Source organism: Modestobacter sp. L9-4 (assembly GCF_019112525.1).
Classification (GTDB): Bacteria; Actinomycetota; Actinomycetes; order Mycobacteriales; family Geodermatophilaceae; genus Modestobacter.
In genome coordinates this window covers 4,193,684-4,216,611 of sequence record NZ_CP077800.1, presented here as the reverse complement: position 1 = coordinate 4,216,611, position 22,928 = coordinate 4,193,684, and the positions used below count along the sequence as shown (strand labels likewise).

The window sequence follows — 22,928 nt, the reverse complement described above, 5'->3', positions numbered from 1 at the left end:
GTCACGTCGAGTAGGCCGAGTTCTCGTGCACGTAGGCGATCGAGAGGTCGTTGGTCCAGATCGTCGCCTCCTCGGTGCCGGCCCGCAGGTCGACGTCGATGGCGATCGCCCGACCGGTGAGGTCGACGCCCTCGCGCGGGTCGCCGATCGCGCCGTTGCGGCAGACGGTGACGCCGTTGATCGTCACGTCGACCTGGTCGGCCTCGAACGCGGCGTCGGTGGTGCCGATCGCGGCGAGCACCCGGCCCCAGTTCGGGTCGTTGCCGAACAGCGCCGTCTTCAGCAGGTTGTTGCGGGCGCAGGCCCGGCCGGCGGTCAGCGCGTCGGCGACCGAGGCGGCACCGCGGACGGTGATCGCGATGTCCTTGGTCGAGCCCTCGGCGTCGGCCAGCAGCTGCATGGCGAGGTCGGTCATCGCCGCGGTCAGTGCCGCGGTGACCTCCTCGGCCGTGGGCGTGACCCCGCTGGCGCCGTTGGCCATGGCGATGACCGTGTCGTTGGTGGACAGGCAGCCGTCGGAGTCGACCCGCTCGACGCTGACGCTGGTGGCCTGCGCCAGCGCGGTCTGCAGCAGTTCCGGCGGGACGACGGCGTCGGTGGTGAGGACGACGAGCATGGTGGCCAGGCTCGGGGCGAGCATGCCGGCGCCCTTGGCGATGCCGCCCACGGTCCAGCCCTCGCCGCGCTGCACGGTGGTCTTGGGCACCGAGTCGGTGGTCATGATCGCCTGGGCCGCGGCGGTGCCGCCGTCGGCGGACAGCTTCCCGACCGCGGCGGTGACGCCGGGCAGCAACGTGTCCATCGGCAGCCGGACGCCGATCAGCCCGGTGGAGGCCACCGCGACCTCACCCGCGCCGATGCCCAGCTCGGCCGCGACGTGCTCGGCGGTGGCGTGGGTGTCGCCGAAGCCCTCGGGCCCGGTGCAGGCGTTGGCGCCGCCGGAGTTCAGCACCACGGCCTTGAGCCGCCGGGCGGTGAGCACCTGGCGGCTCCACAGCACCGGCGCCGCCGGGAAGCGGTTGGTGGTGAAGACGGCGGCGGCGACGTCGTCGGGGCCGTCGTTGACGACCAGGGCGACGTCGGGGTTGCCGGAGCTCTTGAGGCCGGCGGCGACGCCGGCAGCCCGGAAGCCCTGCGGGGAGGTGACGGTCACGGTGCGACTCCGACGAGCGGGAGACCGGTGGTCTCGGGGAGGCCGAGGGCGAGGTTGGCGCACTGGAGTGCGGCACCCGCGGTGCCCTTGGTGAGGTTGTCGACGGCGGCGACCACGACCAGCCGGCCGGCGTCGGGGTCGACGGCGAGCTGCAGCTGCACGGTGTTGGCGCCCAGCACCGCCGCCGTGGTGGGCCACTGCCCCTGCGGCAGCAGGTGCACGAACGGCTCGTCGGCGTAGGCGGCTGCGTAGGCGGCGCGGGCCGCGGCCGCGTCGACGCCGGGGGCCAGCGGGGCCGAGCAGGTGGCCAGGATGCCGCGGCTCATCGGCACCAGCGTCGGCGTGAAGCTCACGGTCACGTTCGTACCGGCCGCCTGTGACAGGTTCTGCACCATCTCCGGGGTGTGCCGGTGGACCCCGCCGACGCCGTACGCGCTGGCCGAGCCCATCACCTCACTGCCCAGCAGGTGGGTCTTGGCCGACTTGCCGGCGCCGCTCGTGCCGCTGGCGGCGACGACCACGATGTCGGGGGTCACCAGGCCCGCGGCCAGCGCCGGGGCCATGGCCAGGGTGACCGAGGTCGGGTAGCAGCCGGGGACCGCGATCCGCCGCGCGCCGGCCAGCTGCTCGCGCTGACCGGGCAGCTCGGGCAGGCCGTAGGGCCAGGTGCCCGCGTGCTCGCTGCCGTACCAGCGCGCCCAGGCGGCCGGGTCGTTGAGCCGGTGGTCGGCGCCGCAGTCGATGACCAGGACGTCGTCGGGCAGCTGCGCGGCGATGGCCGCGGACTCCCCGTGCGGCAGGGCCAGGACGACGACGTCGTAGCCGGCCAGGTCGGCTGCGTCGCTGGGCTGGACCACCAGGTCGGCGTACGGGGTGAGGTGCGGCTGGAGCTCGCCCAGGCGTCGGCCGGCACTCGAGTTGGCGTGCACCCCGGTCAGCCGCAGCTGGGGGTGCCCGGCCAGCAGCCGGCACACCTCACCGCCTGCGTACCCGGTGGCGCCGGTGACCCCGACCGTCCACGTCTGCGCGTTGCTCACGACGCATGACAATACATGCGCCTGCATGACCGTGCACGGCCGGGGTCGACCCCCGGGTGCCCGTCAGGGCTCGTAGGTGACCTGTTCGGCGACCGCCAGCACGTCCTCGCGGGACAGGGTGTCCGGGGCCTGCAGGAGGAAGACCGGACCACCCGGCACCTGGCCCATGACGTACCACGTCCGCGCCGGCTCAGGCTCGTCCGGGAAGCCGGGACCGGTCAACGGGTCGGGCACCGAGGCCAGCTCGGCGGGCCGCCCCTGGACGGTCACCGCCTCCACCGGCTCGCCCTGGGCCAGGTACTGCAGGTACCCGGGCACGGTGTGGTCGGTGTCCCACCGGCCCCACATGCTGACGTTGACCTGGTTGCGGAAGCTGGGAGTCGCGTCGTCGACCAGCGTCAGGTTGCTGCCGGACTCGTAGCTGGCCACCGTCCAGCCCTCCGGGGCCAGGCCCACCTGGACCGCCACCGGCTGGGGCCGCTCGACGACCGACTGGGCCACCGCCACCACGGCGTCGACCCGCCCGTAGGTGTCACCCTCGCCCCAGACCTGCAGCCAGCGACCGTCGGGACGGTGCCAGACCAGCTCGGCGAGGGTGTCGGAGCAGACCTGCGCGGGGGGCTCCGTCCGGTCCAGCCGGCCGGGGACCGGCTCGCAGTCCGGCGCGTCCCGCACGATCCGCCGGGCGTCGGCCGGTGTCCCGGCCACCGTCACCGTCCTGCTCTCCACGACGCCGGTCGGCGGCGACGAGCCGTTCCCGGGGCCGAGGTCGCGGGGGTCGGTCTGGCTGACCGTGAACGTGAAGCCGGGTTCGTCCGCCGAGCGGTACTCGGCGATCCAGCCGGGGGGCTGCTCCCCGAACGGCGTGGGGCCGCCGACCTGGGTCAGCTGCACGGCCAGGCCCACCGGGGCGGGGTCGAGTGACCACGGGAAGGTGACGGCCTCGGCGGCGACCAGCGACAGCCCACCCGGCGGGTCGATGGGCTCCGCGGGCGTCGGGAGCGGCGCGGGCACCGGCGCCTCGACGACGGGCGGCTGCGCGGTCGGCACCTCCGGGGCACGACCCTCCTCCGGTGCGATCACGACCGCCGTGGTCCACGCCGCTGCGAGGGCGAGCACGGCCGCGCCGGCACGCACGGCGACGCGGCGGGAGGGCCGCCGGCGTCGCGGGGTGGTCCGCGCCTCGTGGGCGTCGGAGACCAGCTGCCGGGCGGCGAGCACCGACGCCGGTGCGTCGTCCCGGTCGGAGGTCTGCAGCACGTGCAGGAAGTCCTCGGGCAGCGGCGGCAGGTCGACGTCCCGCACGGCGGCGCCGGCGTCGAGGAGCGCGTCCAGTTCCCGGTCAGCGAGCATGGTCGGTCTCCTCTGCGTCGGCGGTGGCGGCGAGGACGGTCCTCAGCCGGGTGCGGGCGCGGTACAGCCGGGTGCGGGCCGCGCCGGTGGTGAGGCCGAGGACGGCGGCGGCCCCGGCCGGAATCAGGCCCTCCCAGGCGATGAGGGTCACCAGCTCCCGGTCCTCGGCGGAGAGCTCGGCGAGCGCGTCGCGCATCCGCCGGGCGGCCACCGACTGCTCGTGCAGCACCGCCGGGTCGGGCACCGCGTCGGGCACGAACGAACCCGCGAGCCGACTGCCGAGGCGGCCCGTCCGGGCGGCGCTGCGGGTGCTGTTGGCCAGGCAGTGCCGGGCGATGCCGAACAGCCACGGGCGCGCCTCGGCCGGGTCGGCCGGCAGGTCGGCGCGGCGTCGCCAGGCGGTCGCGAAGGTCTCGGCCACGACGTCCAGCGCGTCCTCGCGGGAGGCACACCGGCGCAGCGCGTAGCCCAGCACCGCCGTGCCGGAGGTGCGGTAGACGGTGGCGAAGTGGTCGTCTGCTCCGGGTGGGCTGGTCATCGGGGCGGCCCCTGCGTCGAGATCACGTCCGACACATGTCCGGCTCGGCCCGATCGTCACAGGCCACGCCCAGCCGCCCGGCGACTCAGCCGACGAGGCGGTCCAGGAGCGCGAACGTCCGGCGGGCCATCAGGGGTGCGCCCATCTCCCGGACGGCGCGCTCCCGGGCCCGCGCACCGAGGTCGGCCCGCCGGTCGGCGTCGTCCAGCAGCGCACCGAGCGCGGCGGCCATCGCCACCTCGTCCCCGACCGGGACGACGACCGCGTCCTCCCCCACCGCCCCGACCACGTCTCCGACGGCGGTGGTGACGCACGGCAGCCCGGCCGCCATCGCCTCCAGCAGTACCAGCGGCAACGCCTCCCGGCGGGAGGACAGGGCGAAGAGGTCGACGTCGGCGAGGAACGCGGGCGCGTCGTCGACGAAGCCGGTGAACCTCACCGGCAGCCCGGCGGCCAGCTCCCGCAGCCGGTCGGCGTCCCGTCCGTGCCCGCCGATGACGACGTCCAGCTCGCGGTCCTCGGCGACCAGCCGGCGCACCGCACCGAGCAGCAGGTCGAAGCCCTTCTGCGCGGTCAGCCGCCCGAACGCACCGATCCGCGGCGGTGTGTGCCCGGCCGGCCCGGTGGCGACCGCCGGCAGGTGCACGCCGTTGGGGACGACGCCGGTGCGCTCGCGGGCGACGCCCAGCTCGGTGACCACCTGCTCGCGGGCGTCCTCGCAGGTGCCCAGCACCAGGCCGAGCCGGCCGTAGAGGTCGGCCAGCGCACTCCGCTGCGCACCGGTGCCGGTGTCGCCGGGCAGGTGCAGCACGCCGGCGGTGGGCGCGGTGGCCAGCGCGGCGGTGACCGCGGCGGCGTTCGAGCCGGGGTCGACCAGGTTGACCAGGACGGCGTCGGGCTGCTGGGCGGCAAGCGCGGCCCGCACCTCCGGGGCGTCGCTGCGGTGCCGGACCAGCGGGACGACGGTGGTCGGGATCCCGGGCAGGCGCCGGGCGAACCCGTCGGCCACCGGCTCGGCGACCACCAGCGACGCCGTCCAACCCGAGTCGGCGGCGTTCTGCAGCAGGTGGGTCAGGTACACCTCGGCCCCGCCCCAGGCGTCGGAGTCGGCGACCAGGCTGATGCGGCGGCTCACCGGACGTCCACCAGCTCGCGGGCCGCGGCCACGACGGCGGCCACCCGCACCGAGGCGGCGCAGCGGAAGTCGATCGGGCAGACCAGGTGCGGGCACGGTGCGCAGGGCACGTCGGCCACCACCGCCCGCTGCCGCGGCCCGGTGTGCGCCCAGCGGACGGGGTCCCCGGGCAGGAACACGGTGACGCTGGCGGCTCCGACGGCGACGGCCAGGTGCGCGGACCCGGTGTCGTTGCCGATCAGCACGGCGCTGTCGGCCAGCAGCGCGGCCAGCCCGCCCAGGCTCGTCGCACCCGTCAGGTCGGTGACCGGCGCCCGCATCCGCTCCCGCACCGTGGCGCTGATCCCCCGCTCGCCGGGCACCCCGGTGAGGACGACGTCCCAGCCGTCGGCGGCGAGCGCGTCCCCGACCGCGGCGTACCGCTCGGTGGGCCACTGGCGAGTCGGCGCGGAGGCGCCCGGGTGCAGGACGACGTAGCGGCCGGGCGTCAGACCCGTGGCGGCCAGGGTGGCGGCGTGCTCGGCGCGGTCGGCGGCGGTGAGCGGGAAGTGCATCGCCGGCGGCGGACCGGCCGGCAGCCCGAGGTGCTCGAACAGCCGCAGGTGCCGCTGCGCCTCGTGCAGGTCCAGCGGGTAGCGCAGGTGGGTCGCCTCGGTGCCCGCCGGCGGGTCCCAGCCGGTCGGGGCGAACCCGCCCACGATGCGCGCCCCCAGCGAGGCGGTCACCCGGTTGGCCGGCGGCCGGTCGCCGTAGACCTGCAGCGCCAGGTCGAAGTCCCGCTCGTGCGCGGCGGCGAGGAACGGCGCCCAGCCCGCGGGGTCCGGCGTCCGCTCGGGGATGCCCTCGGCACCGGGGAAGGGCAGCAGCTCGTCGACGTCGTCGGCGTAGCGCTCGACCACCCCGGCCATCTCCGGCCAGGTGATGAGGGTGACGTGCAGGTCGGGGCGGTGCTCGCGGAGCCGGCGCAGCGCCGGCGCCGAGCAGAGCAGGTCACCCAGGCCGACCCGCAGCCGCACGAGGGCGACCCGGCGGACGGCGGGGTCGGCGAGCGGGAGCGGCACGCAGGGCATCCTGCCCGGCGCCCGGGCACCCCGCTCACCGGGCCCGCGCACCGGGCGCCGCGGCGGGTGGACGTGCTCTACTGCGCACAACCGACCGCAGCCGACGGTCGTCGGACGCGGAGGTGGCAGGGTGCACGTCCTGCGGTTGTGCAGTGTCTTCGAGCCGCCGGCAGCAGCCGACGGTGCCGGGCTGGACGCCCGCACCGCCCGGTTCGACCCGATCGGCGGGATGCAGAACCACACCGCGGCGCTGACCCGCTGCCTGGACGCGCAGGGCCACTCGCAGACCGTGCTCACCTCGCGGCTGGGCGGGCCGCGCCGGTCCACCGGCCAGGGCGCCGGCGCGCTCGTGCACCGCACGGGGGTGCGCACCCGCCGGGCCCGGCAGCTGTGGGCACTGGCCGCGCTCCCCCGCGCGCTCTCCCGCGGTGCGGCCCCCGTCGACGTCGTGCACGGCCACCAGGGCGAGGACCTCGCCACCCTGGTGCTGGCCCGGCTCGCCGCCCGGCGGCACCGCTGCCCACTCGTCGTCACGGTGCACTGCAGCGTCGGGCACACGCTCACCGCGCACTCGCTGCACGCGCGGATGGTGCGGGCCGTCGGCGGGCTGATCGAGCGCAGCACGCTGCGCCGGGCCGACGCCGTCGTCGTCCTCACCGAGCGGACGGCGGCCGCGCTGCGGGCCGACGGCGTCCCGGCCGGGCGGATCAACGTCATCCCCTCCGGCTTCGAGCCGACCCTGTTCGAGCGTGCACCGGGCACGGCCGCGCACGACCGGCCGCGGATCGGCTACGTGGGCCGGCTGGCCGCACAGAAGCGGGCCGACCTGCTGGTCACCGCCTTCGGCGCGATGCGGGAGGAGGCCGACCTGGTCGTGGTGGGCGACGGACCTGAGCGCGACCGCGTGCACGCCCTCATCCGCGCCAGCCCGGCCGCCGACCGGATCAGCACGAGCGGCTTCGTGGAGCACTCCGCCGTCCCCGGGGTGCTGGCGTCGCTGGACCTGCTGGTGCTCCCCTCGGCCTACGAGGAGATGGGGTCGGTGCTGGTCGAGGCGATGGTCGCCGGCCTGCCGGTGGTCGCCAGCGACGTCGGCGGCATCCCCGAGGTGGTGCGGCACGGCGAGACCGGCCTGCTCGTCCCGCCCGGTGACGTGCCCGCCCTCACCGCCGCCCTGGACCGGCTCGTCGCCGACCGGGAGCTGCGCGCCCGGCTCGCGGCGGGCGCCCGGGAGCGGTCGCGGGACTACTCGTGGCCGCACCTGTCCACCCGGGTCGCGGACGTCTACCGGCAGGTGCGGGGCGGCGAGCCGGCGCTGACCGTCCCGGCGTGACCGGCACGCGGGTCGCCGTCCTGGTCCCGGTGCACGACCAGTCGGCGTGGCTGCCCCGCGCGCTCGACGGGCTGCTCGCCCAGCAGGTGACCGACTGGGAGGCCGTCGTCGTCGACGACGGCTCCCCCGACCCGGCGGCGGTCGCCGCCGCGGTGGAGGCGCTGGCCGACCCGCGCGTCCGGCTGCTCACCCACCCGCGGAACCGGGGCCTGGGGGCTGCGCTCAACACCGGCCTGGACGCCACCGCCGCACCGGTGGTCGCGTACCTGCCGGCCGACGACGTCTGGGCCACCGACCACCTCACCGCCCTGCTGGCGTGCCTGGCCGGCCCGGACGTCGTGCTCGCCCGCAGCGCCCTCACCGAGCCCGCCGGCACCCCGTACGCCCAGCTCGTGCAGGTCGCCCACCGCCGGACGGCGGACCGGTGGACCGAGCGCGCGGAGCTGGAGGCCGACGACCTCGACCGGCTGTTCTGGCACCGCGTCACCGGCCGCGGCACGACGGGGGACACCGGCCGGGTGACCTGCACCTGGACCCGGCACGCCGGGCAGCGGTCTCGGGCTGTCCGGGAGTCCAGCGACGGCGGGCTCAACGTCTTCCGCAGCCGCTACCGGGTCGCGCAGCCACTGCGGTTCGCCTCCACCGACAGCGGTGAGGTCGACGAGGTCGCCCGATACGCCCGGTTCCGCGACCGCGCGTACCCCGAGCCCGACGGGCTGTCGGTGCTGCTGGTCGGCGAGCTGGCGTTCAACCCGGAGCGGGTGCTGGCGCTGCGCGAGCGCGGGCACCGGCTCACCGGGCTGTGGACCACCGACGGGCTGGGCGACTCCACGGTCGGGCCGCTGCCCTTCGGGCACGTGCCCGACCTCGACCGCGACACCTGGCGCGACGGCGTCGCCGCACTGGCACCCGACGTCGTCTGGGCACAGCTGAACTGGCGGGCCGTGCCGTTCGCGCACGCGGTGCGCGCCGCGTTCCCCGACGTCCCGTTCGTCTGGCACTTCAAGGAGGCCCCGCAGCGCAGCATGGTGCGCGGGGAGTGGCCGCTGCTGGCCGACCTGGTCACCGGCGCCGACGCCTGCCTGCTGGCCACCGAGGAGGAGCGCGACTGGTTCGCCGGCGCGCTGCGCGGCCGGGTCGACCCGGCGCGGCTCGGCGTGCTGGACGGCGACCTGCCCAAGCGCGACTGGCTCGACGCACCGTTGTCGCCGAAGCTGTCCGACGCCGACGGTCAGCCGCACACCGTGGTCGTCGGCCGCCCGGCCGGGCTGGACGCCGACTGGCTGGTCGAGCTGGCCCGGCGCGGGGTGCACACGCACCTGTACGGGCGGGTGCGGGCGCCGGGGCCGACCGGGTCGTGGACCGGGTGGCTGGACGAGGCGCTGGCGACCGCACCCGACCACGTGCACGTGCACCCCGCGGTGGGGCCGGAGGACTGGGTGCGCGAGCTGTCCCGCTACGACGCCGGCTGGCTGCACCGCCTGCCCAGCGACAACGGCGGCGAGCTGCGCCGGGCCAGCTGGGACGACCTCAACTCCCCCGCCCGGCTGCCGGTCTGCCTGGCCGCGGGGCTGCCGCTGCTGCAGCCGGACCACCCCGGGCAGCTGGTCTCGGTGGCCCGGGTGCTGCGCGAGGACGGCACCGGCCTGTTCTACGACTCCGCCGACGGCGTGGCCGACGTCCTGGCCGGGGAGCTGGCCACCCGGGCGGGCGGCCGGGCGGCGCTGGCGGCGCGCGAGCGGCACACCTTCGACGCGCACGCCGACCGGCTGGTCACCCTGTTCGGCTCGATCGCCCGCTGAACCGGCCCCCAGCCAGTCGGCAGGCAACGGGCAGCGGTTCTGTCAGACCCCCCGGGCAGGGTGTCCCCGAGGCGGCTGACGGAGCCGGCCCGGGGAGGAGAACCATGCAGACCACCGAGCTGCCCGGCGGGATCGACCTGGTCGAGGAGGTCGGCGGGCCGGTGCTCCGGCTGCGCGGCGAGGTCGACTGGCTGGTCGTCGACGCCTACGACGCCGTCCCCGATCGCCGGCGGTCCGCGGTGGCCGTCGACCTGTCCGCCGCCACGTTCCTCGACGTGCCGGGGCTGCGGCTGCTGCTGCGGGCCACCGAGGGCACCCGCCGGTCGGGCCAGGTACCGGAGCTGCGGCGCGCCTCGCACACCGTGCAGCGGATGGTCCAGATCGCCGGGGTCGAGAGGCTCTTCGCCGCCGTCTCCTGACCGGCGCGCGCGCCGGCGCTGCAGCGGGCAGGATCTCCGGCGTCCTGCCGCCCGCTCCGCGCGCCGACCGCAGTCCCAGGAGACGTCCCCGTGAGCCCGTTCGACCGGATCGTGATCGTCTTCAACCCGCACAGCACCGGCGACGCGCCCCGGTCGGCCGAGGAGCTGCGCGCCGAGCTGGCCCGGCGGCTGCCGGCGGCGCCGGTCCAGCTGCGCCCCACCGAGCACGCCGGCCACGCCCGGGAGATCGCCCGTGAGGTGGCGGCCACCGGCAGCCCGCTGATCGTCTCGGTCAGCGGCGACGGTGGCTACAACGAGGTCGTCGACGGCGCCGTGCAGTCCGGCAACGACCGGGTCGTGTGCGCCGTCCGGGCCGCCGGCAACGCCAACGACCACCGCCGCACCACCCGGGAGCACCACCTGGCCGACGCGATCGTGGCCGGTGACGTCCGGCGCATCGACCTGCTGCGGCTCACCCTCGGCTCCGGCCCCACCGCCCGGACCCGGTACGCGCACTCCTACATCGGCGTCGGGCTCACCCCCGTGGTCGCCGTCGACCTGGAGCAGGGCGGCAAGGGCTCGTGGCGGGAGATCGTCGCGGTCGTGCGCGGATTCGCCCGCTTCCGCCCCTTCCCCGTCCGGCTCGAGGACGGGCAGCGGCGGACCATCGACAGCCTGGTCTTCGCCAACATCTCCCAGATGGCCAAGTACGCGACGCTCACCGAGGGCGCCGCCCCTGACGACGGCCGCTTCGAGGTGGTCACCCAGCGGCACACCGGGAAGCTGCGGGTGCTGGCCACGGCCCTGCGCGCGGCGACCCGCGGGCTGGGTCCGCAGCCCAGCGCCACGCACTACGCCTTCACCGCGCTCGCCCCCATGCCGCTGCAGCTGGACGGCGAGCTGGTGGAGCTGACCGCCGGCACCGAGGTCGCCGTGGACATCGCCCCGGGGGCCCTGGCCACCCTCGTCTGAGCGGGGCCGCCGGGGGGCTCAACCGATCGGGTCGGCGTCCCCGTACGGGCGCAGCCGTAGTCGGCGGGCAGCGTCCTCGGGGGTCGTGCGGCGCAGCGTGTCCAGGTCGTCGGCACCGGCGCGCAGGAAGCGACCCGACCACTGGTCGAGCTCACCGGCCGCGATCGCCACCGCGAGGGCGACGACGTCCTCGGGCCGGGTCCAGTCGGTGCGGCCGTCGTGCATCGGCATCGCCCGCGTCATCGCCGTGTCGATGACGCCCGGCGCCAGGTCGAACGCGCGCACGCCGTGCGTGGCCCCGGCCAGGTCGATGCCCTCGGTGATCCGCATCTGGGCGGTCTTGCCGGCCGAGTAGGCGCTGTAGACGTCGCTCCCCCGCGTGCCGAGCCCGCTGCCCAGCCCGATCACCCGACCGCCACCGGCGGCGACCATCCCGGGCACGACGGCGCGGGCGAGCAGGAACGGCCCGCGCACCTGGCTCTCGACCACCGCCCACCACTGGTCGGGGTCGGCCTCCCACAGCGGCACCTCGGCGGCGTCGATCAGCCCGGCGTTGTTGACCAGCAGCGTGACCGGACCGAGCTCGGCGACCACCTGGGTGACCGCGGCCTGCACCGCGTCGGGGTCGGTGACGTCGGCGGCCACGGCCAGCGTGCGGGCACCCGTCGCCCCGGCGACCTCGTTCATCGCGGCGGTCAGCCGGTCCCCGGAGCGGGCGAGGCCGGCCACGGTCGCGCCGCGCTCGGCCAACCCCTGCACCAGGTACCGGCCGATGCCGGCCGAGGCCCCGGTGACCAGCGCGACCGTGCCGGCGAGGGTCGTCCCCCGGTCACCCCCGGCCCCGGTCACGGGCTCGCCCGGGGCGTCGGGGGAACGGGCCCTCCCTCAGGCACGGAGCGTCGCTCCGGTGGCGGAGGCGGCCGCGGCGACCGCGGACTCGAAGGCGGCCCGGGCCTCCTCGGTGGTCAGCGTCCGGTCGGCCGCGCGGAAGGTGAACGCGTAGGCCAGCGACCGGCTGCCGGCGGGGACCGGGGTGCCGGTGTAGACGTCGAAGAGCCGCAGGTCCTCCAGCAGCTCCCCCGCCCCGGTGGCCAGCGCGTCGCGCACCAGTGCCTCCGGGTGCTCGTCCGCGACGACCAGGGCGGCGTCCATGTGCACCGGCGGGAACGTCGAGATGGCCGGCCCGACCGGCACGCCACCGAGCGGCAGCGCGTCGAGGTCGAGCTCCATCGCGCAGGTGCGGGCCGGCAGCTCCAGCGCCGCACACACCCGCGGGTGCAGCTCACCGGCGTGGCCGACGACCGTCTCGCCGACCAGCAGCTCGGCGCAGCGGCCGGGGTGCCAGGGCGCCAGCTCGCCGGCGCGCACGGTCAGCTCGACGCCGGCGGCCTCGGCCACCACCCGGGCGGCCTGGACGGCGTCGGCCCAGTCGGCCGGGCGGCCCGGGCCCCACCAGCCGCGCGGCTCGCGCTGACCGGTGAGCACCACGCCCACGTGCCAGGGCTGCACGGGCACCGCGCCCAGCAGTGCGGCCAGCGTCGCGTCGTCCGGACGGCGGTCGACGCCGGGCACCGGGGCGGTGCCGGTCAGGCCGCCGGGGAAGACCGCGCCGTGCTCGAACAGCGCCACGTCGCGCTGGCCGCGGGCGAGGTTGCGGGCCAGGGAGGCCAGCAACCCGGGCAGCAGGGTGGTGCGGAGCGCCGGGGACTCCTCCGACAGCGGGTTGCGCAGCGTGATCAGCGTGCGGCGCTCGTCGTCGGCCGGGATGCCCAGGTGGTCGAGCACGGTGGTGCCGAGGAACGGGTAGGCCGGCGCCTCGACGTAGCCGGCCTCGGCCAGGGCGCGGCCGACACTGCGCCGGCGGCGCTGCCGGTCGGTGAGCCCGCGGCCGGCCGGTGCGCTGGGCAGCACCGACGGGATCTCGTCCAGGCCGAAGGACCGCACGACCTCCTCGACCAGGTCGGCCGGGTCGGTCAGGTCACCGCGCCAGGACGGCGGCGTCACCTGCAGGCGCTCGCCGTCGGCGTCGACGCCGGCGCCGATCGCCCGGAGCACGTCGACGACCTCTGCGGCCGGGTGGTCGACGCCGGAGACCCGCCCGGGCAGGGCGGCATCGAGGGCGATGACCGGGCGGGGACCGCGGACGTCGAGGTCGACCGGCGCGCCGACGACGCGGGCGCCGCCGTGCTCGGCCAGCAGGGCCGCCGCGCGGGCCAGCGCCACGACGGTCACCTCGGGGTCGGTGCCGCGCTCGAAGCGCTTGGCCGCCTCGCTGGGCAGCTTGTGCCGGCGCACACCGCGGGAGATGCCGGTGGGCGCCCAGTGCGCGGCCTCCAGCAGCACGCTGGTGGTGCCGTCGCCGATCTCGGTGGACGCACCGCCCATCACGCCGGCCAGCCCGATGGGGCCGGACCCGTCGGCGATGAGCAGGTCGTCGTCGGTGAGCGTGCGGTCGACGCCGTCCAGGGTGGTGAGCCGCTCGCCGGCGCGGGCCAGCCGCACCTCGATCGGGCCGGTGAGCCGGTCGCGGTCGAAGGCGTGCATCGGCTGGCCGAGCTCGAGCATCACGAAGTTGGTGACGTCGACGGCCAGCGAGATGGTGCGGACGCCGCACTGGGTCAGCCGGCGGCGGATCGTCCACGGGCTGGGCGCGGCCGGGTCCAGGCCCTCCAGCGCGACCATGGAGAACCGGTCGCAGCGCTCGGGGTCGGCGACGGTGACCTGCCAGGCCGGCTCGCCGGACCAGGCGGGCGGGGTGAGCGCCGCGGGGTCGCGCCAGTCGACGGCCAGCGCGGCGGCCAGGTCGCGGGCGATGCCGCGCAGGCTCATCGCGTAGCCGCGGTCCGGGGTGACCTCGAGGTCGAAGACGACGTCGTCCAGGCCGAGGACGCCGACGGCCGGCGTCCCGGGGGGGTACCCGTCCTGGCCGAGCACCAGGATCCCGGCGTGGTCCTCGCCGATCCCCAGCTCGCGGACCGAGCAGATCATCCCGTCGGAGACGTGGTCGTAGGTCGTCCGGGCGGCGATGGCGAAGTCGCCGGGCAGCACCGCACCCGGGAGGGCGGCGACGACCAGGTCACCGACGGCGAAGTTGCGCGCGCCGCAGACGATGCCGCGCGGGGACTCCTCGCCGACGTCGACCTGGCAGTAGCGGATCGGCTTCTTGAAGCCGGTGAGCTCCTCGATCTCCAGCACCCGGCCGACCACCAGCGGGCCGGTGGTGACCGGCGGGCGGACGACGTCGTCGACCTCGAGACCGAGCCGGATGAAGGCGGCGTCGAGCTCCTCGACGGTGATGCCCGCCGGGAGGTCGACCATCTCGGACAGCCAGCTGACGGGGACCTTCACTGCTCGACTCCGAACGCTGAGGTGAAACGGACGTCGCCCTCGACGATGTCGTGCATGTCGCCGACGCCGGAGCGGAACTGCAGGGCGCGCTCGATGCCCATGCCGAAGGCGAACCCGGTGTAGACCTCCGGGTCGATGCCGCAGGCGGTGAGCACCCGCGGGTTGACCATCCCGCAGCCACCCCACTCGACCCACTGCGGACCGTCGCGGTGCTCGGGGAACCACACGTCGAACTCCGCCGAGGGCTCGGTGAAGGGGAAGAAGTGCGGCCGCCAGCGGGTCTGGGCGTCGGCGCCGAACAGCGAGCGGGCCAGGTGGTCCAGGGTGCCGCGCAGGTGGGCCATGGTCAGGCCCTTGTCGACGGCCAGGCCCTCGACCTGGTGGAACACCGGGGTGTGCGTCGCGTCGAGCTCGTCGGTGCGGTAGACCCGCCCGGGCGCCACCACGTAGATCGGCGGGGTGCGCTCGAGCATGGTGCGGGCCTGCACCGGGCTGGTGTGGGTGCGCAGCACCAGGCCGGAGTCCTCGGGTGCCACGAAGAAGGTGTCGGCCAGCGACCGGGCCGGGTGGTCGGGGCCGGTGTTGAGGGCGTCGAAGTTCAGCCACTCCGCCTCGAGCTCCGGGCCGTCGGCGACCTCGTAGCCCATCCCGACGAAGACGTCGGCGATCCGGTCGGTGAGCGTGGTCAGGGGGTGCCGGGCACCGCGCGGGGCACGGTCCCAGGGCAGCGTGACGTCGACGCGCTCCTCGGCCAGCACCCGCTCGTCGCGCTCGGCCTCCAGCACGGCCAGCCGCTCGGCGTACGCGTCGGTGACCGCCACGCGGGCGGCGTTCACCCGCTTGCCGGCGTCCGAGCGGGCCGCGGGCGGCAGCGCACCGAGCTCGCGGCGGGCCAGCAGCACCGGCGCGCGGTCGCCCAGGTGGGCCGGCCGGACAGCGGCCAGCTCGGCCAGGTCACCGGCCGCGGCGAAGGCCTCGACCGCGGCGCTCACCGCGGCGTCGAGGGCCTCCGGGGAGAGCGCGGCGACCTGCTTGGGGTCGTAGGGATCGTTGGCGCCAGACACAGGAGGTCATTCTGCCGGGCGGAGGACTCCCCGCGCGCCCGGGTTCCGATCACCCGTTGGGGTGGCGGGACCCGCGCGGACACCCAGGTGGGGCCCGGACGTGCCGATGGGCTCACGTGACCTCGATCGCCACCCCCACCTCATCGCTCGACGACGTCCTGCGCACCGGCGCCGTCCACAGCGTCTACCAGCCGATCGTCGAGCTGGGCACCGGACGCATCGTCGCCTACGAGGCGCTGGCCCGCGGCCCCCAGGGACCGCTGCACACCCCGGACGCGCTGTTCGCCGCCGCCCGGACCGCCGGCCGGCTGGCCGAGCTCGACGCCCTCTGCCGCTCCGCGGCCCTGCGGGGCGCAGTGGCCGCACGGCTGGGCCCCCCGCTGACCGTCTTCGTCAACGTCGAGCCCGAGGTGCTGGAGTCCGCGCCGCTGGAGGACCTGCTGGCGATCGCCACGACCGCGCCCGCCGGGCTGCGGGTGGTCGTGGAGATCACCGAGCGCGCGCTGGCCACCCGCCCGGCGGACCTGCTGCGGGCCGTCGAACGGGTCCGCGAGGTCGGCTGGGGCATCGCCCTGGACGACGTCGGCGCGGAGTCGATGTCGCTGGCCTTCATGCCCCTGCTCCGCCCGGACGTCGTGAAGCTGGACCTGAAGCTCGTGCAGCAGCGCCCCGGCCCGGCGGTCGCGGAGATCATGAACGCGGTCAACGGCTACGCCGAGCGCACCGGCGCCCTGGTGCTCGCCGAGGGCATCGAGGACGAGGCCCACCTGGCCATGGCCATGGCGCTGGGCGCGAGCCTCGGGCAGGGCTGGCACTTCGGCCGGCCGGGGCCCACCGCGGTGACCGACCGCGAGGTCGCCGCGCTCAAGCTGCCCAAGGCGATCCCCCTGGACGCCGACGTGCACGGCTCCCCGTTCGGCTGCCTGCCCGCCGGCACCGAGCTGCGCGTGGCGCCGAAGGCCCTGCTCATCGAGCTGAGCAAGCACCTCGAGCGGCAGGCCATGCGGCTGGGCGAGACCTGCGTCGTGGCCTCCACCTTCCAGGAGGCCCGGCACTTCACCCCGGCCACCACGCTGCGCTACCGCGACCTCGTCGCCCGCACCGGCTTCGTCTGCGCCCTCGGTGCCGACCTGCCCGTGGAGCCGGTGCCGGGCCTGCGCGGCGCGCACCTGCACCCCGACGACCCGGTGCGCGGCGAGTGGGACGTCGTCGTCCTGAGCCCCCACTTCAGCGCGGCCCTGCTGGCCCGCGACCTCGGTGACAGCGGCCCGGACGCCCAGCGCCGGTACGAGTACGCCCTGACCTACGAGCGGACCACCGTGGAGCTGGCGGGGATCTCCCTCGTCGCCCGGGTCGCCGCCCAGCCCGCACCGCCGGAGCCCGAGACCACGGCCCCCACACCGGAGGTCATCGCCGCGCTGGCGCACTCGACGCTGGTCGGCCCCTCACCGGACGAGCCGCTGCTGCTGCGCGCCCTGGCCGCCACCACCAGCGGCGTCGCCATCACCGACATGACCGCGCCCGACCAGCCGCTCATCTACGTCAACGCCGCGTTCGAGTCCCTCGCGGGGCAGTCGGCCGCCCAGGTGCTGGGCCGCAACTGCCGCTTCCTGCAGGGCCCGGACACCGACCCGGCCGTGATCACCCGGATGCGCTCGGCCATCAACGCCGGCCAGGAGTTCCGCGCGACCCTGCTCAACCACCGCGGCCCGCAGCGCGAGCCGTGGTGGAACGAGATCCACCTGGCGCCCGTGCACGACGCCCGCGGGGTCGTGGTGCAGTACATCGGCGTGCAGAACGACGTCACCACCCGGGTGACGGCCGAGCGCGAGCTGCTCACCGAGCGGGACCGCACCCGCCAGCACCTGGCCCGGATCGAGGAGCTGGCCTACACCGACCCGCTCACCGGCCTGCCCAACCGCCGCCGGCTGGAGGAGCGGATGGAGACCGCCCTGTGGCAGGCCCGCCTCGACGGGGGCGCCGTCGCGCTGCTGTTCCTCGACCTCGACGGCTTCAAGGCGGTCAACGACGCCTTCGGTCACGCCGCCGGCGACGAGCTCCTGCAGACCGTCGCCGACCGGTTGCGTGCCCGGCTGCGCCGCGGTGACCTGCTGGCCCGCCTCGGGGGCGACGAGTTCCTGGTCGGCCTGCTGGGTCTGGACGCCGCGACCGCCCGGGTCGAGGCCGAGCGGGTCGCCGACGACCTCCGCGCCGCGCTCACCCACCCGGTCGAGCTGGCCGGCAGCGAGGTGACCGTGCGGGTGAGCATCGGCGTGGCCGTGCACCCCGAGGACGGCGACGAGTTCGGCCCGCTGCTGCACCGCGCCGACGCCCGGATGTACGCCGGCAAGCACCCCGCCGACCGCTGAGCGGAGTGCGGGCGTGCAGGTCTCCTGCGCGCCCGCACTCCGTTCACCCCTGGGCGAGCTGGGTGGCGTAGAGACAGATCGCGGCGGCCACCGAGAGGTTGAGGCTCTCCGCCCGGCCGCGCATCGGGATGCGGACGCGGGCATCGGCGGCCGCGGCGAGGGCGGGGTCCAGCCCCCGCGCCTCGTTCCCGAACAACCACAGCACCGGCCCGGCCAGCAGCCCGTCGCCTTCGGCGGCGTCCAGGGCCACCTCTCCCCCGCCGTCGGCGGCCAGCACGGTCACCCCGGCGGCCTGCAGCTCGGCGATGAGTCCGGGCAGCGGCGCGCTGCGCACCACGTCGACGTGCCAGAGGCTCCCGGCGCTGCTGCGCACGACCTTGCCGTTGTAGGGGTCGGCCGAGCCGGCCCCGAAGACGACCGCGCCGGCACCGCAGGCGTCGGCGGTGCGCAGCACGGTGCCGGCGTTGCCCGGGTCGTTCAGCTCGGCCAGCGCCACGGACAGCCGCGGCGGGTCGGTGACCAGCCGCTGCGCGGGGACGTCGCGCAGCGCGCAGACGGCGACCAGGCCCTGCGGGGTGACCGTCTCCGACAGCACGGCCGCGGCCTTGTCCGTCACCAGCCGCACCGGGACGTCGGTGGTGGCCAGCAGGTCGCGGTGCGTGGCGGCCGCTGCCTCGGTGGCGAGGACCTCGCGCACGGCGCCCGGCTCGGCGAGGGCCTCGCTGACCGCCTGGCGGCCCTCGGCGAGGAAGGCCCCGGCGTCGTCCCGGCCACTGCGGCGGGTGAGCTTGCGGGCGGCGACGACCCGCGCGGAGCGCTCGGTCAGGAGGTCGGGCACGAGGTTCCTCTCATGGTCGGGCCGGACAGACAGCGACGCCGTCGCCGGGAGGTCTCGAGGACCCACCGGCGACGGCGTCGCTGGGTGGTGCGGGGTACTGCTCAGGCAGCGGCGGGGTCGGCCTGTGCCGCGCCGGTCGCCTGCGGGTTCGCCAGCAGTGCGGCGCGGGCCGAGGCCACCAGCGAGGTGAAGGTGGCGGGCTCGTTGACGGCGAGCTCGGCCAGCACCTTGCGGTCCAGCTCGATGCCGGCCAGCTTCAGGCCCTGCATGAACCGGTTGTAGGTCATGTCGTTCTGCCGCGCCGCGGCGTTGATGCGGGTGATCCACAGCTTGCGGAAGTCACCCTTGCGGACCTTGCGGTCGCGGTAGTTGTAGGTCGCGGAGTGGAGGATCTGCTCCTTGGCCTTGCGGTACAGCCGGGACCGCTGGCCGCGGTACCCACTGGCTGCCTCGAGGGTCGTACGACGCTTCTTCTGGGCGTTGACCGCCCGCTTCACGCGTGCCACGTGGAAGCTCCTGTCTGCTCGTTCGGGAGGGGGGCGGGATCAGATGCCGAGGAGCTTCTTCATCCGGCTGGTGTCAGCAGGGTTCAGCTCAGCCGTGCCGGAGATCCGCCGCTTCCGGGAGCCAGACTTGTGCTCGAACTTGTGCTGGTTGTTCGTGTGCTCGGCCACCAGCTTCCCGGTGCCCGTGACGCGGATCCGCTTGGCGGCGCCCTTGTGGGTCTTGTTCTTCGGCATGTCCTCGTCCTGTTCGTGGATGTCCGCGCCGGGGGCAGCTGGTGCCCCCGGGCGCGGGCGGTCTCGGTGGTGCGTGGTGCAGGTCGGTGCTGCGGGCCGTCCGGCTCAGGCCGGAGGGGCCTGCTCTGCCGGGGCCTGCTCAGCGGGAGCCTGCGCGGCCGGGGCCTGCGGCTCCGACGCTGCGTGCTTCTCCGCCTTCGCGGTGCGCCGGACGGCGTCGGAGGCCACCTGGTTCCGGTGCGGAGCGATCACCATGACCATGTTGCGGCCGTCCTGCTTGGGGTTCGACTCCACGATCCCCAGGTCGGACACGTCCCCGGCCAGTCGCTGGAGCAGCTTGTAGCCCATCTCGGGGCGGGACTGCTCGCGACCGCGGAACATCACGGTGATCTTGACCTTGTCGCCGCCCTTGAGGAAGCGCTCGACGTGGCCCTTCTTGGTCTCGTAGTCGTGCGGGTCGATCTTCAGGCGCAGCCGCATCTCCTTGATGACGGTGAGCGCCTGGTTCCGCCGGGCCTCGCGGGCCTTCTGCGCGGCTTCGTACTTGAACTTGCCGTAGTCCATGAGCTTGGCGACGGGCGGGCGCGCCATGGGCGCGACCTCGACGAGGTCGAGCTCGCTGTCCTGCGCCAGCCGCAGCGCCTCGCCGATCGACACGATGCCGACCTGCTCGCCCTCGGGTCCCACCAGGCGGACCTCGGGGACGCGGATACGGTCGTTGATGCGGGGCTCGGTGATGGCCTCTCCTCTGCTGCTGCGGGGAGGAGCCGCACCCGTCCCGGGGCATGGACGACAGAAGGCCCCGTGAGCTGATCGCTCACAGGGCCCACTCGCCGACTGCCGGACCGGCACCCTCGTCGAGGGTGCGGTCACGGCGACGACCGGACACGCCGGTCGCCTTCCGGGGACCTGAGCGCCTTGACGGCACCAGGTGGGAGCGGGCTCCTCTTTGGTCGGTGGCCTCGATCTCGCGATCGTGACCACCGGGTGGTTCACACGCCTCCGGGGAGGCCTGCCCACTGTACAGCGCGGGCCCCCGCTGCGTCATTCCCGGGCCCGCGGCGGACCTCAGTCGGGGTAGAGCAGGTCCTCCTTGGGCGGGGCGGCAGCGGCCGCCCGGGCCTGGTGGTCGCCGAGCAGGGCGCGCAGCCCGCGCACCGCGGCCAGCGCACGCGCGCCGTCCGCGGCCTGGACGGCGGAGACGGCCAGCTCGTCGTCGTTGGTGAGCATCAGCGTGGCCCACGGTGAGTGCTGGTCGAAGCGCACCGCCCGCACCGCCGCCCACGGCACCTCGTGGTTGATAACGACGTTGCGCACCCGGATGCCGTCGGCGTCCGCGTCCACCCGCGACCGCCCCACCATCAGGACGCCGGCCGCCATCGCCAGGCCCAGCCCGACCATGGCCACCTGGTCGGAGGTGTGGAAGGACACGACGCCGGTGGTGGAGCTCTTGAGCAGCACGGCCACCACGCTCATCACGACGACCAGGCCGGCGGCGGCCAGCGCCGTGATCAGCCGCAACCGGCGCGGGACGGCGGAGACCGGGGGCGGCGGGGTCGGGGGCACGCCACCATCGTGCACGCCCCGGCACCGCCCGTGCAGCGGTGGCCGCCGCTGGTGCGTCACACGGTTGGAACACCGAGGCCGCACCATGGAGGGGTGACCGACCCCGCGCTCGCCCCCGAGGCGGAGAGCTCCGGCGCAGCCGCCCCCCTGGAGCTGCTGCCGCTGGCCGGCTACACCGTCGCGGTCACCGCGGCCCGGCGCAGCGAGGAGCTCGGCGCGCTGCTGGACCGCCGCGGCGCACGGGTCGTCCACGCCCCGGCGATCCGCATCGTGCCGCTGTCCGACGACGCCGAGCTGGTGGCCGCCACCCGCGAGGTCCTGGCCGAGCCGGTCGACCTGGTGGTCGCCACCACCGGCGTGGGCTTCCGCGGCTGGCTGGAGGCAGCCGAGGCCTGGGACCTCCCGCTGCGGGAGCACCTGCTCGGCTCGCGGGTGCTGGCCCGCGGCCCGAAGGCGCGGGGGGCGATCCGCGGCGCGGGCCTGGTCGACGCCTGGTCGCCGGAGTCGGAGAACTCCGCGGAGGTGCTCGCGCACCTGCTGTCGGGCGCCGAGGGGCCGATCCAGGGACGCCGGATCGCCGTCCAGCTGCACGGTGACCCGCTGCCCGACCTGGTGTCCGGGCTGCGCGCGGCCGGCGCCGACGTGCTGACCGTCCCGGTCTACCGGTGGGTGCTGCCCGAGGACACCGCCCCGCTGCGCCGGCTGGTCGTGGCGATCGCCGCCCGCGGGGTCGACGCGGTCACCTTCACCAGCGCCCCGGCCGCGGCGAGCCTGCTGCAGGTCGCCGGCGAGGAGGGTGTGCGGGCCGGGGTGCTCGCCGCCTTCGCCGACGCCGTGCTCGCGGTGGCCGTGGGGCAGGTGACCGCCGCCCCGCTCGAGGCCGCCGGCATCCGCACGGTGCAGCCGGAGCGGGCCCGGCTGGGGGCGCTGGCCCGCTCCGTGGTCTCCGACCTGCCCGCGCGGCACCCGGTGCTCACCTGCGGCGCGCACACCCTGCAGGTGCGCGGGCACGCCGCGGTGCTCGACGGGCGGCTGGTCGAGCTGCCGCCGGGCCCGATGGCGGTGTTGCGTGCGCTCGCCCGCCGTCCCGGCGTGGTGGTCTCCCGCCCCGACCTGCTCGGCGAGCTCTCCGGTGGCGGCGACGCGCACGCGGTGGAGATGGCGGTCACCCGGCTGCGCGCGGCGCTCGGCGCCCCGGTGGTCGAGACGGTCGTCAAGCGCGGCTACCGCCTGGCCGTCTGAACGACCGCCCGCCGGGGACGGCACCGGGGCGGTCACCCACCCGGAGGTGGGCGACCGCCCCGGCGGACGGACAGGTTCAGCCGACGGACACGGTCTCCTCCCGCGGCGCCGGGACGGGCTCGACGGCTGCGGTGTCGGCCGGCCGGCGACTGGCGGCGGTGCGGGCGTGGGTGGCGTAGAGGGTGAGCCCGACGAAGGCCAGGCCGCCGACCAGGTTGCCCAGCACGGTCGGGACCTCGTTCCAGACCAGGTAGTCACCGATCGAGAAGTCGCCACCGAGCATCAGCCCGGACGGGAACAGGTACATGTTCACGACCGAGTGCTCGAAGCCCATGTAGAAGAACAGCAGGATCGGCATCCACATCGCGATGACCTTCCCGGACACCGAGGTGGACAGCATCGCCGCGACGACCCCGGTGGAGACCATCCAGTTGCACAGCACCCCGCGCAGGAACAGCGTCAGCATCCCGGCCGCGCCGTGATCGGCGTACCCGACCGTGCGGGCCTCGCCGATCGACCCGATCCGCTCCCCGATCTCGTTCGGCGGCACGGAGAAGGCGTAGGTGAAGATCACCGCCATCATCACCGCGACGACCAGGGCGCCGGCGAAGTTGCCGGTGAACACCAGGCCCCAGTTGCGCAGCATGCCGCGCACGGTGACGCCCTTGCGCTTGTCGATCAGCGCCAGCGGCACCAGCGTGAAGACGCCGGTGAGCAGGTCGAACCCGAGCAGGTAGAGCAGGGAGAAGCCGACCGGGAAGAGCAGAGCGCCGACGAGGGCCTGCCCGGTCTGCACGGTGACGGTGACCGCGAAGGCCGCGGCCAGCGCGAGGACCGCGCCGGCCATGAAGGCCCGGATCAGGGTGTCGCGGGTGGCCATGAAGACCTTCGCCTCACCGGCGTCGATCATCTTGGTCACGAAGTCCTTGGGCATCACGTAGGACATGGGGCTCCTCGA

At 75.7% G+C, this 22,928-nt stretch carries 21 protein-coding genes; 6 read left to right on the top strand and 15 right to left on the bottom strand.

All coding sequences use genetic code 11. The features are described 5' to 3' along the window. Nucleotide 1: 1 nt before the first annotated feature. From argJ to KUM42_RS20020, 6 genes are all read right to left on the bottom strand, one after another. Nucleotides 2-1,153: a bifunctional glutamate N-acetyltransferase/amino-acid acetyltransferase ArgJ gene (gene argJ / locus KUM42_RS20045; RefSeq protein WP_237494269.1), complete on the bottom strand. Its 1,152-nt coding sequence runs from the start codon at nt 1,151-1,153 to the stop codon at nt 2-4. Next, complete coding sequence (argC, locus tag KUM42_RS20040; protein ID WP_237494268.1) at nt 1,150-2,190, bottom strand: N-acetyl-gamma-glutamyl-phosphate reductase; 1,041 nt, start codon at nt 2,188-2,190, stop codon at nt 1,150-1,152. The genes argJ and argC overlap by 4 nt, the downstream gene beginning before the upstream one ends. Nucleotides 2,191-2,253: 63 nt before the next feature. Next, the gene (locus tag KUM42_RS20035; RefSeq protein WP_237494267.1) at nt 2,254-3,543 is read right to left on the bottom strand and encodes a hypothetical protein; all 1,290 of its coding nucleotides are present in this window, start codon (nt 3,541-3,543) and stop codon (nt 2,254-2,256) included. After that, nucleotides 3,533-4,081: an RNA polymerase sigma factor gene (locus KUM42_RS20030; RefSeq protein ID WP_237494266.1), complete on the bottom strand. Its 549-nt coding sequence runs from the start codon at nt 4,079-4,081 to the stop codon at nt 3,533-3,535. The genes KUM42_RS20035 and KUM42_RS20030 overlap by 11 nt, the downstream gene beginning before the upstream one ends. Nucleotides 4,082-4,166: 85 nt before the next feature. Further along, complete coding sequence (locus KUM42_RS20025; protein WP_237494265.1) at nt 4,167-5,216, bottom strand: glycosyltransferase; 1,050 nt, start codon at nt 5,214-5,216, stop codon at nt 4,167-4,169. After that, complete coding sequence (locus tag KUM42_RS20020; RefSeq protein ID WP_370629325.1) at nt 5,213-6,286, bottom strand: glycosyltransferase family 9 protein; 1,074 nt, start codon at nt 6,284-6,286, stop codon at nt 5,213-5,215. Before KUM42_RS20020 ends, KUM42_RS20025 begins: the two co-directional genes overlap by 4 nt. A 121-nt stretch (nt 6,287-6,407) precedes the next feature. On the opposite strand from KUM42_RS20020, the gene KUM42_RS20015 reads away from it, so the two are divergent. The 4 genes from KUM42_RS20015 to KUM42_RS20000 all read left to right on the top strand — a co-directional run bounded on the left by KUM42_RS20015 (nt 6,408) and on the right by KUM42_RS20000 (nt 10,803). Further along, nucleotides 6,408-7,610, top strand: a complete 1,203-nt coding sequence (locus tag KUM42_RS20015) for a glycosyltransferase family 4 protein (RefSeq protein ID WP_237494263.1) — start codon at nt 6,408-6,410, stop codon at nt 7,608-7,610. Next, on the top strand, nt 7,607-9,412 hold the full coding sequence (locus tag KUM42_RS20010; protein ID WP_237494262.1) for a glycosyltransferase: 1,806 nt from the start codon (nt 7,607-7,609) through the stop codon (nt 9,410-9,412). The genes KUM42_RS20015 and KUM42_RS20010 overlap by 4 nt, the downstream gene beginning before the upstream one ends. A 104-nt stretch (nt 9,413-9,516) precedes the next feature. Continuing rightward, nucleotides 9,517-9,831: an STAS domain-containing protein gene (locus KUM42_RS20005; protein WP_237494261.1), complete on the top strand. Its 315-nt coding sequence runs from the start codon at nt 9,517-9,519 to the stop codon at nt 9,829-9,831. Nucleotides 9,832-9,921: 90 nt separating this feature from the next. Further along, on the top strand, nt 9,922-10,803 hold the full coding sequence (locus KUM42_RS20000; RefSeq protein WP_237494260.1) for a diacylglycerol kinase family protein: 882 nt from the start codon (nt 9,922-9,924) through the stop codon (nt 10,801-10,803). 18 nt (nt 10,804-10,821) lie between these two features. Here KUM42_RS20000 and KUM42_RS19995 read toward each other — a convergent pair whose 3' ends face one another. From KUM42_RS19995 to pheS, 3 genes are read right to left on the bottom strand one after another with little or no spacing between them, the layout of a single operon-like run. Then, the gene (locus KUM42_RS19995) at nt 10,822-11,652 is read right to left on the bottom strand and encodes an SDR family NAD(P)-dependent oxidoreductase (protein ID WP_237494259.1); all 831 of its coding nucleotides are present in this window, start codon (nt 11,650-11,652) and stop codon (nt 10,822-10,824) included. Between the two features lie 36 nt (nt 11,653-11,688). Next, nucleotides 11,689-14,151 (bottom strand): phenylalanine--tRNA ligase subunit beta, encoded by a 2,463-nt coding sequence (gene pheT / locus KUM42_RS19990; protein ID WP_237494258.1) that lies wholly within the window; start codon nt 14,149-14,151, stop codon nt 11,689-11,691. Beyond that, nucleotides 14,148-15,215: a phenylalanine--tRNA ligase subunit alpha gene (pheS, locus tag KUM42_RS19985; protein ID WP_237494257.1), complete on the bottom strand. Its 1,068-nt coding sequence runs from the start codon at nt 15,213-15,215 to the stop codon at nt 14,148-14,150. The genes pheT and pheS overlap by 4 nt, the downstream gene beginning before the upstream one ends. Before the next feature lie 116 nt (nt 15,216-15,331). Between pheS and KUM42_RS19980 the strand changes: the two genes are divergently transcribed. After that, entirely contained in the window at nt 15,332-17,584 is a 2,253-nt protein-coding gene (locus tag KUM42_RS19980) for a diguanylate cyclase domain-containing protein (RefSeq protein ID WP_237494256.1), read from the top strand. A gap of 43 nt (nt 17,585-17,627) precedes the next feature. Here the strand turns inward: KUM42_RS19980 and KUM42_RS19975 are convergent, their stop codons facing one another. The 5 genes from KUM42_RS19975 to KUM42_RS19955 form a co-directional block, all read right to left on the bottom strand. Beyond that, a complete protein-coding gene (locus KUM42_RS19975; protein ID WP_237494255.1) occupies nt 17,628-18,422 on the bottom strand; it encodes an RNA methyltransferase in 795 nt (264 codons plus the stop codon). A gap of 101 nt (nt 18,423-18,523) precedes the next feature. Next, nucleotides 18,524-18,928 (bottom strand): 50S ribosomal protein L20, encoded by a 405-nt coding sequence (gene rplT / locus KUM42_RS19970; protein WP_237494254.1) that lies wholly within the window; start codon nt 18,926-18,928, stop codon nt 18,524-18,526. Between the two features lie 39 nt (nt 18,929-18,967). Further along, entirely contained in the window at nt 18,968-19,162 is a 195-nt protein-coding gene (gene rpmI / locus KUM42_RS19965; protein ID WP_163612779.1) for a 50S ribosomal protein L35, read from the bottom strand. Nucleotides 19,163-19,267: 105 nt separating this feature from the next. Continuing rightward, nucleotides 19,268-19,849, bottom strand: a complete 582-nt coding sequence (infC, locus tag KUM42_RS19960; protein WP_237494253.1) for a translation initiation factor IF-3 — start codon at nt 19,847-19,849, stop codon at nt 19,268-19,270. Nucleotides 19,850-20,230: 381 nt separating this feature from the next. Beyond that, nucleotides 20,231-20,728, bottom strand: a complete 498-nt coding sequence (locus tag KUM42_RS19955) for a PH domain-containing protein (RefSeq protein ID WP_237494252.1) — start codon at nt 20,726-20,728, stop codon at nt 20,231-20,233. A 93-nt stretch (nt 20,729-20,821) separates the two neighbouring features. On the opposite strand from KUM42_RS19955, the gene KUM42_RS19950 reads away from it, so the two are divergent. After that, nucleotides 20,822-21,970: a uroporphyrinogen-III synthase gene (locus tag KUM42_RS19950; RefSeq protein ID WP_237494251.1), complete on the top strand. Its 1,149-nt coding sequence runs from the start codon at nt 20,822-20,824 to the stop codon at nt 21,968-21,970. Nucleotides 21,971-22,046: 76 nt separating this feature from the next. Here KUM42_RS19950 and KUM42_RS19945 read toward each other — a convergent pair whose 3' ends face one another. Next, nucleotides 22,047-22,916, bottom strand: coding sequence for a formate/nitrite transporter family protein (locus KUM42_RS19945; protein WP_237494250.1), 870 nt, complete (start codon nt 22,914-22,916; stop codon nt 22,047-22,049). Nucleotides 22,917-22,928: the final 12 nt, after the last annotated feature.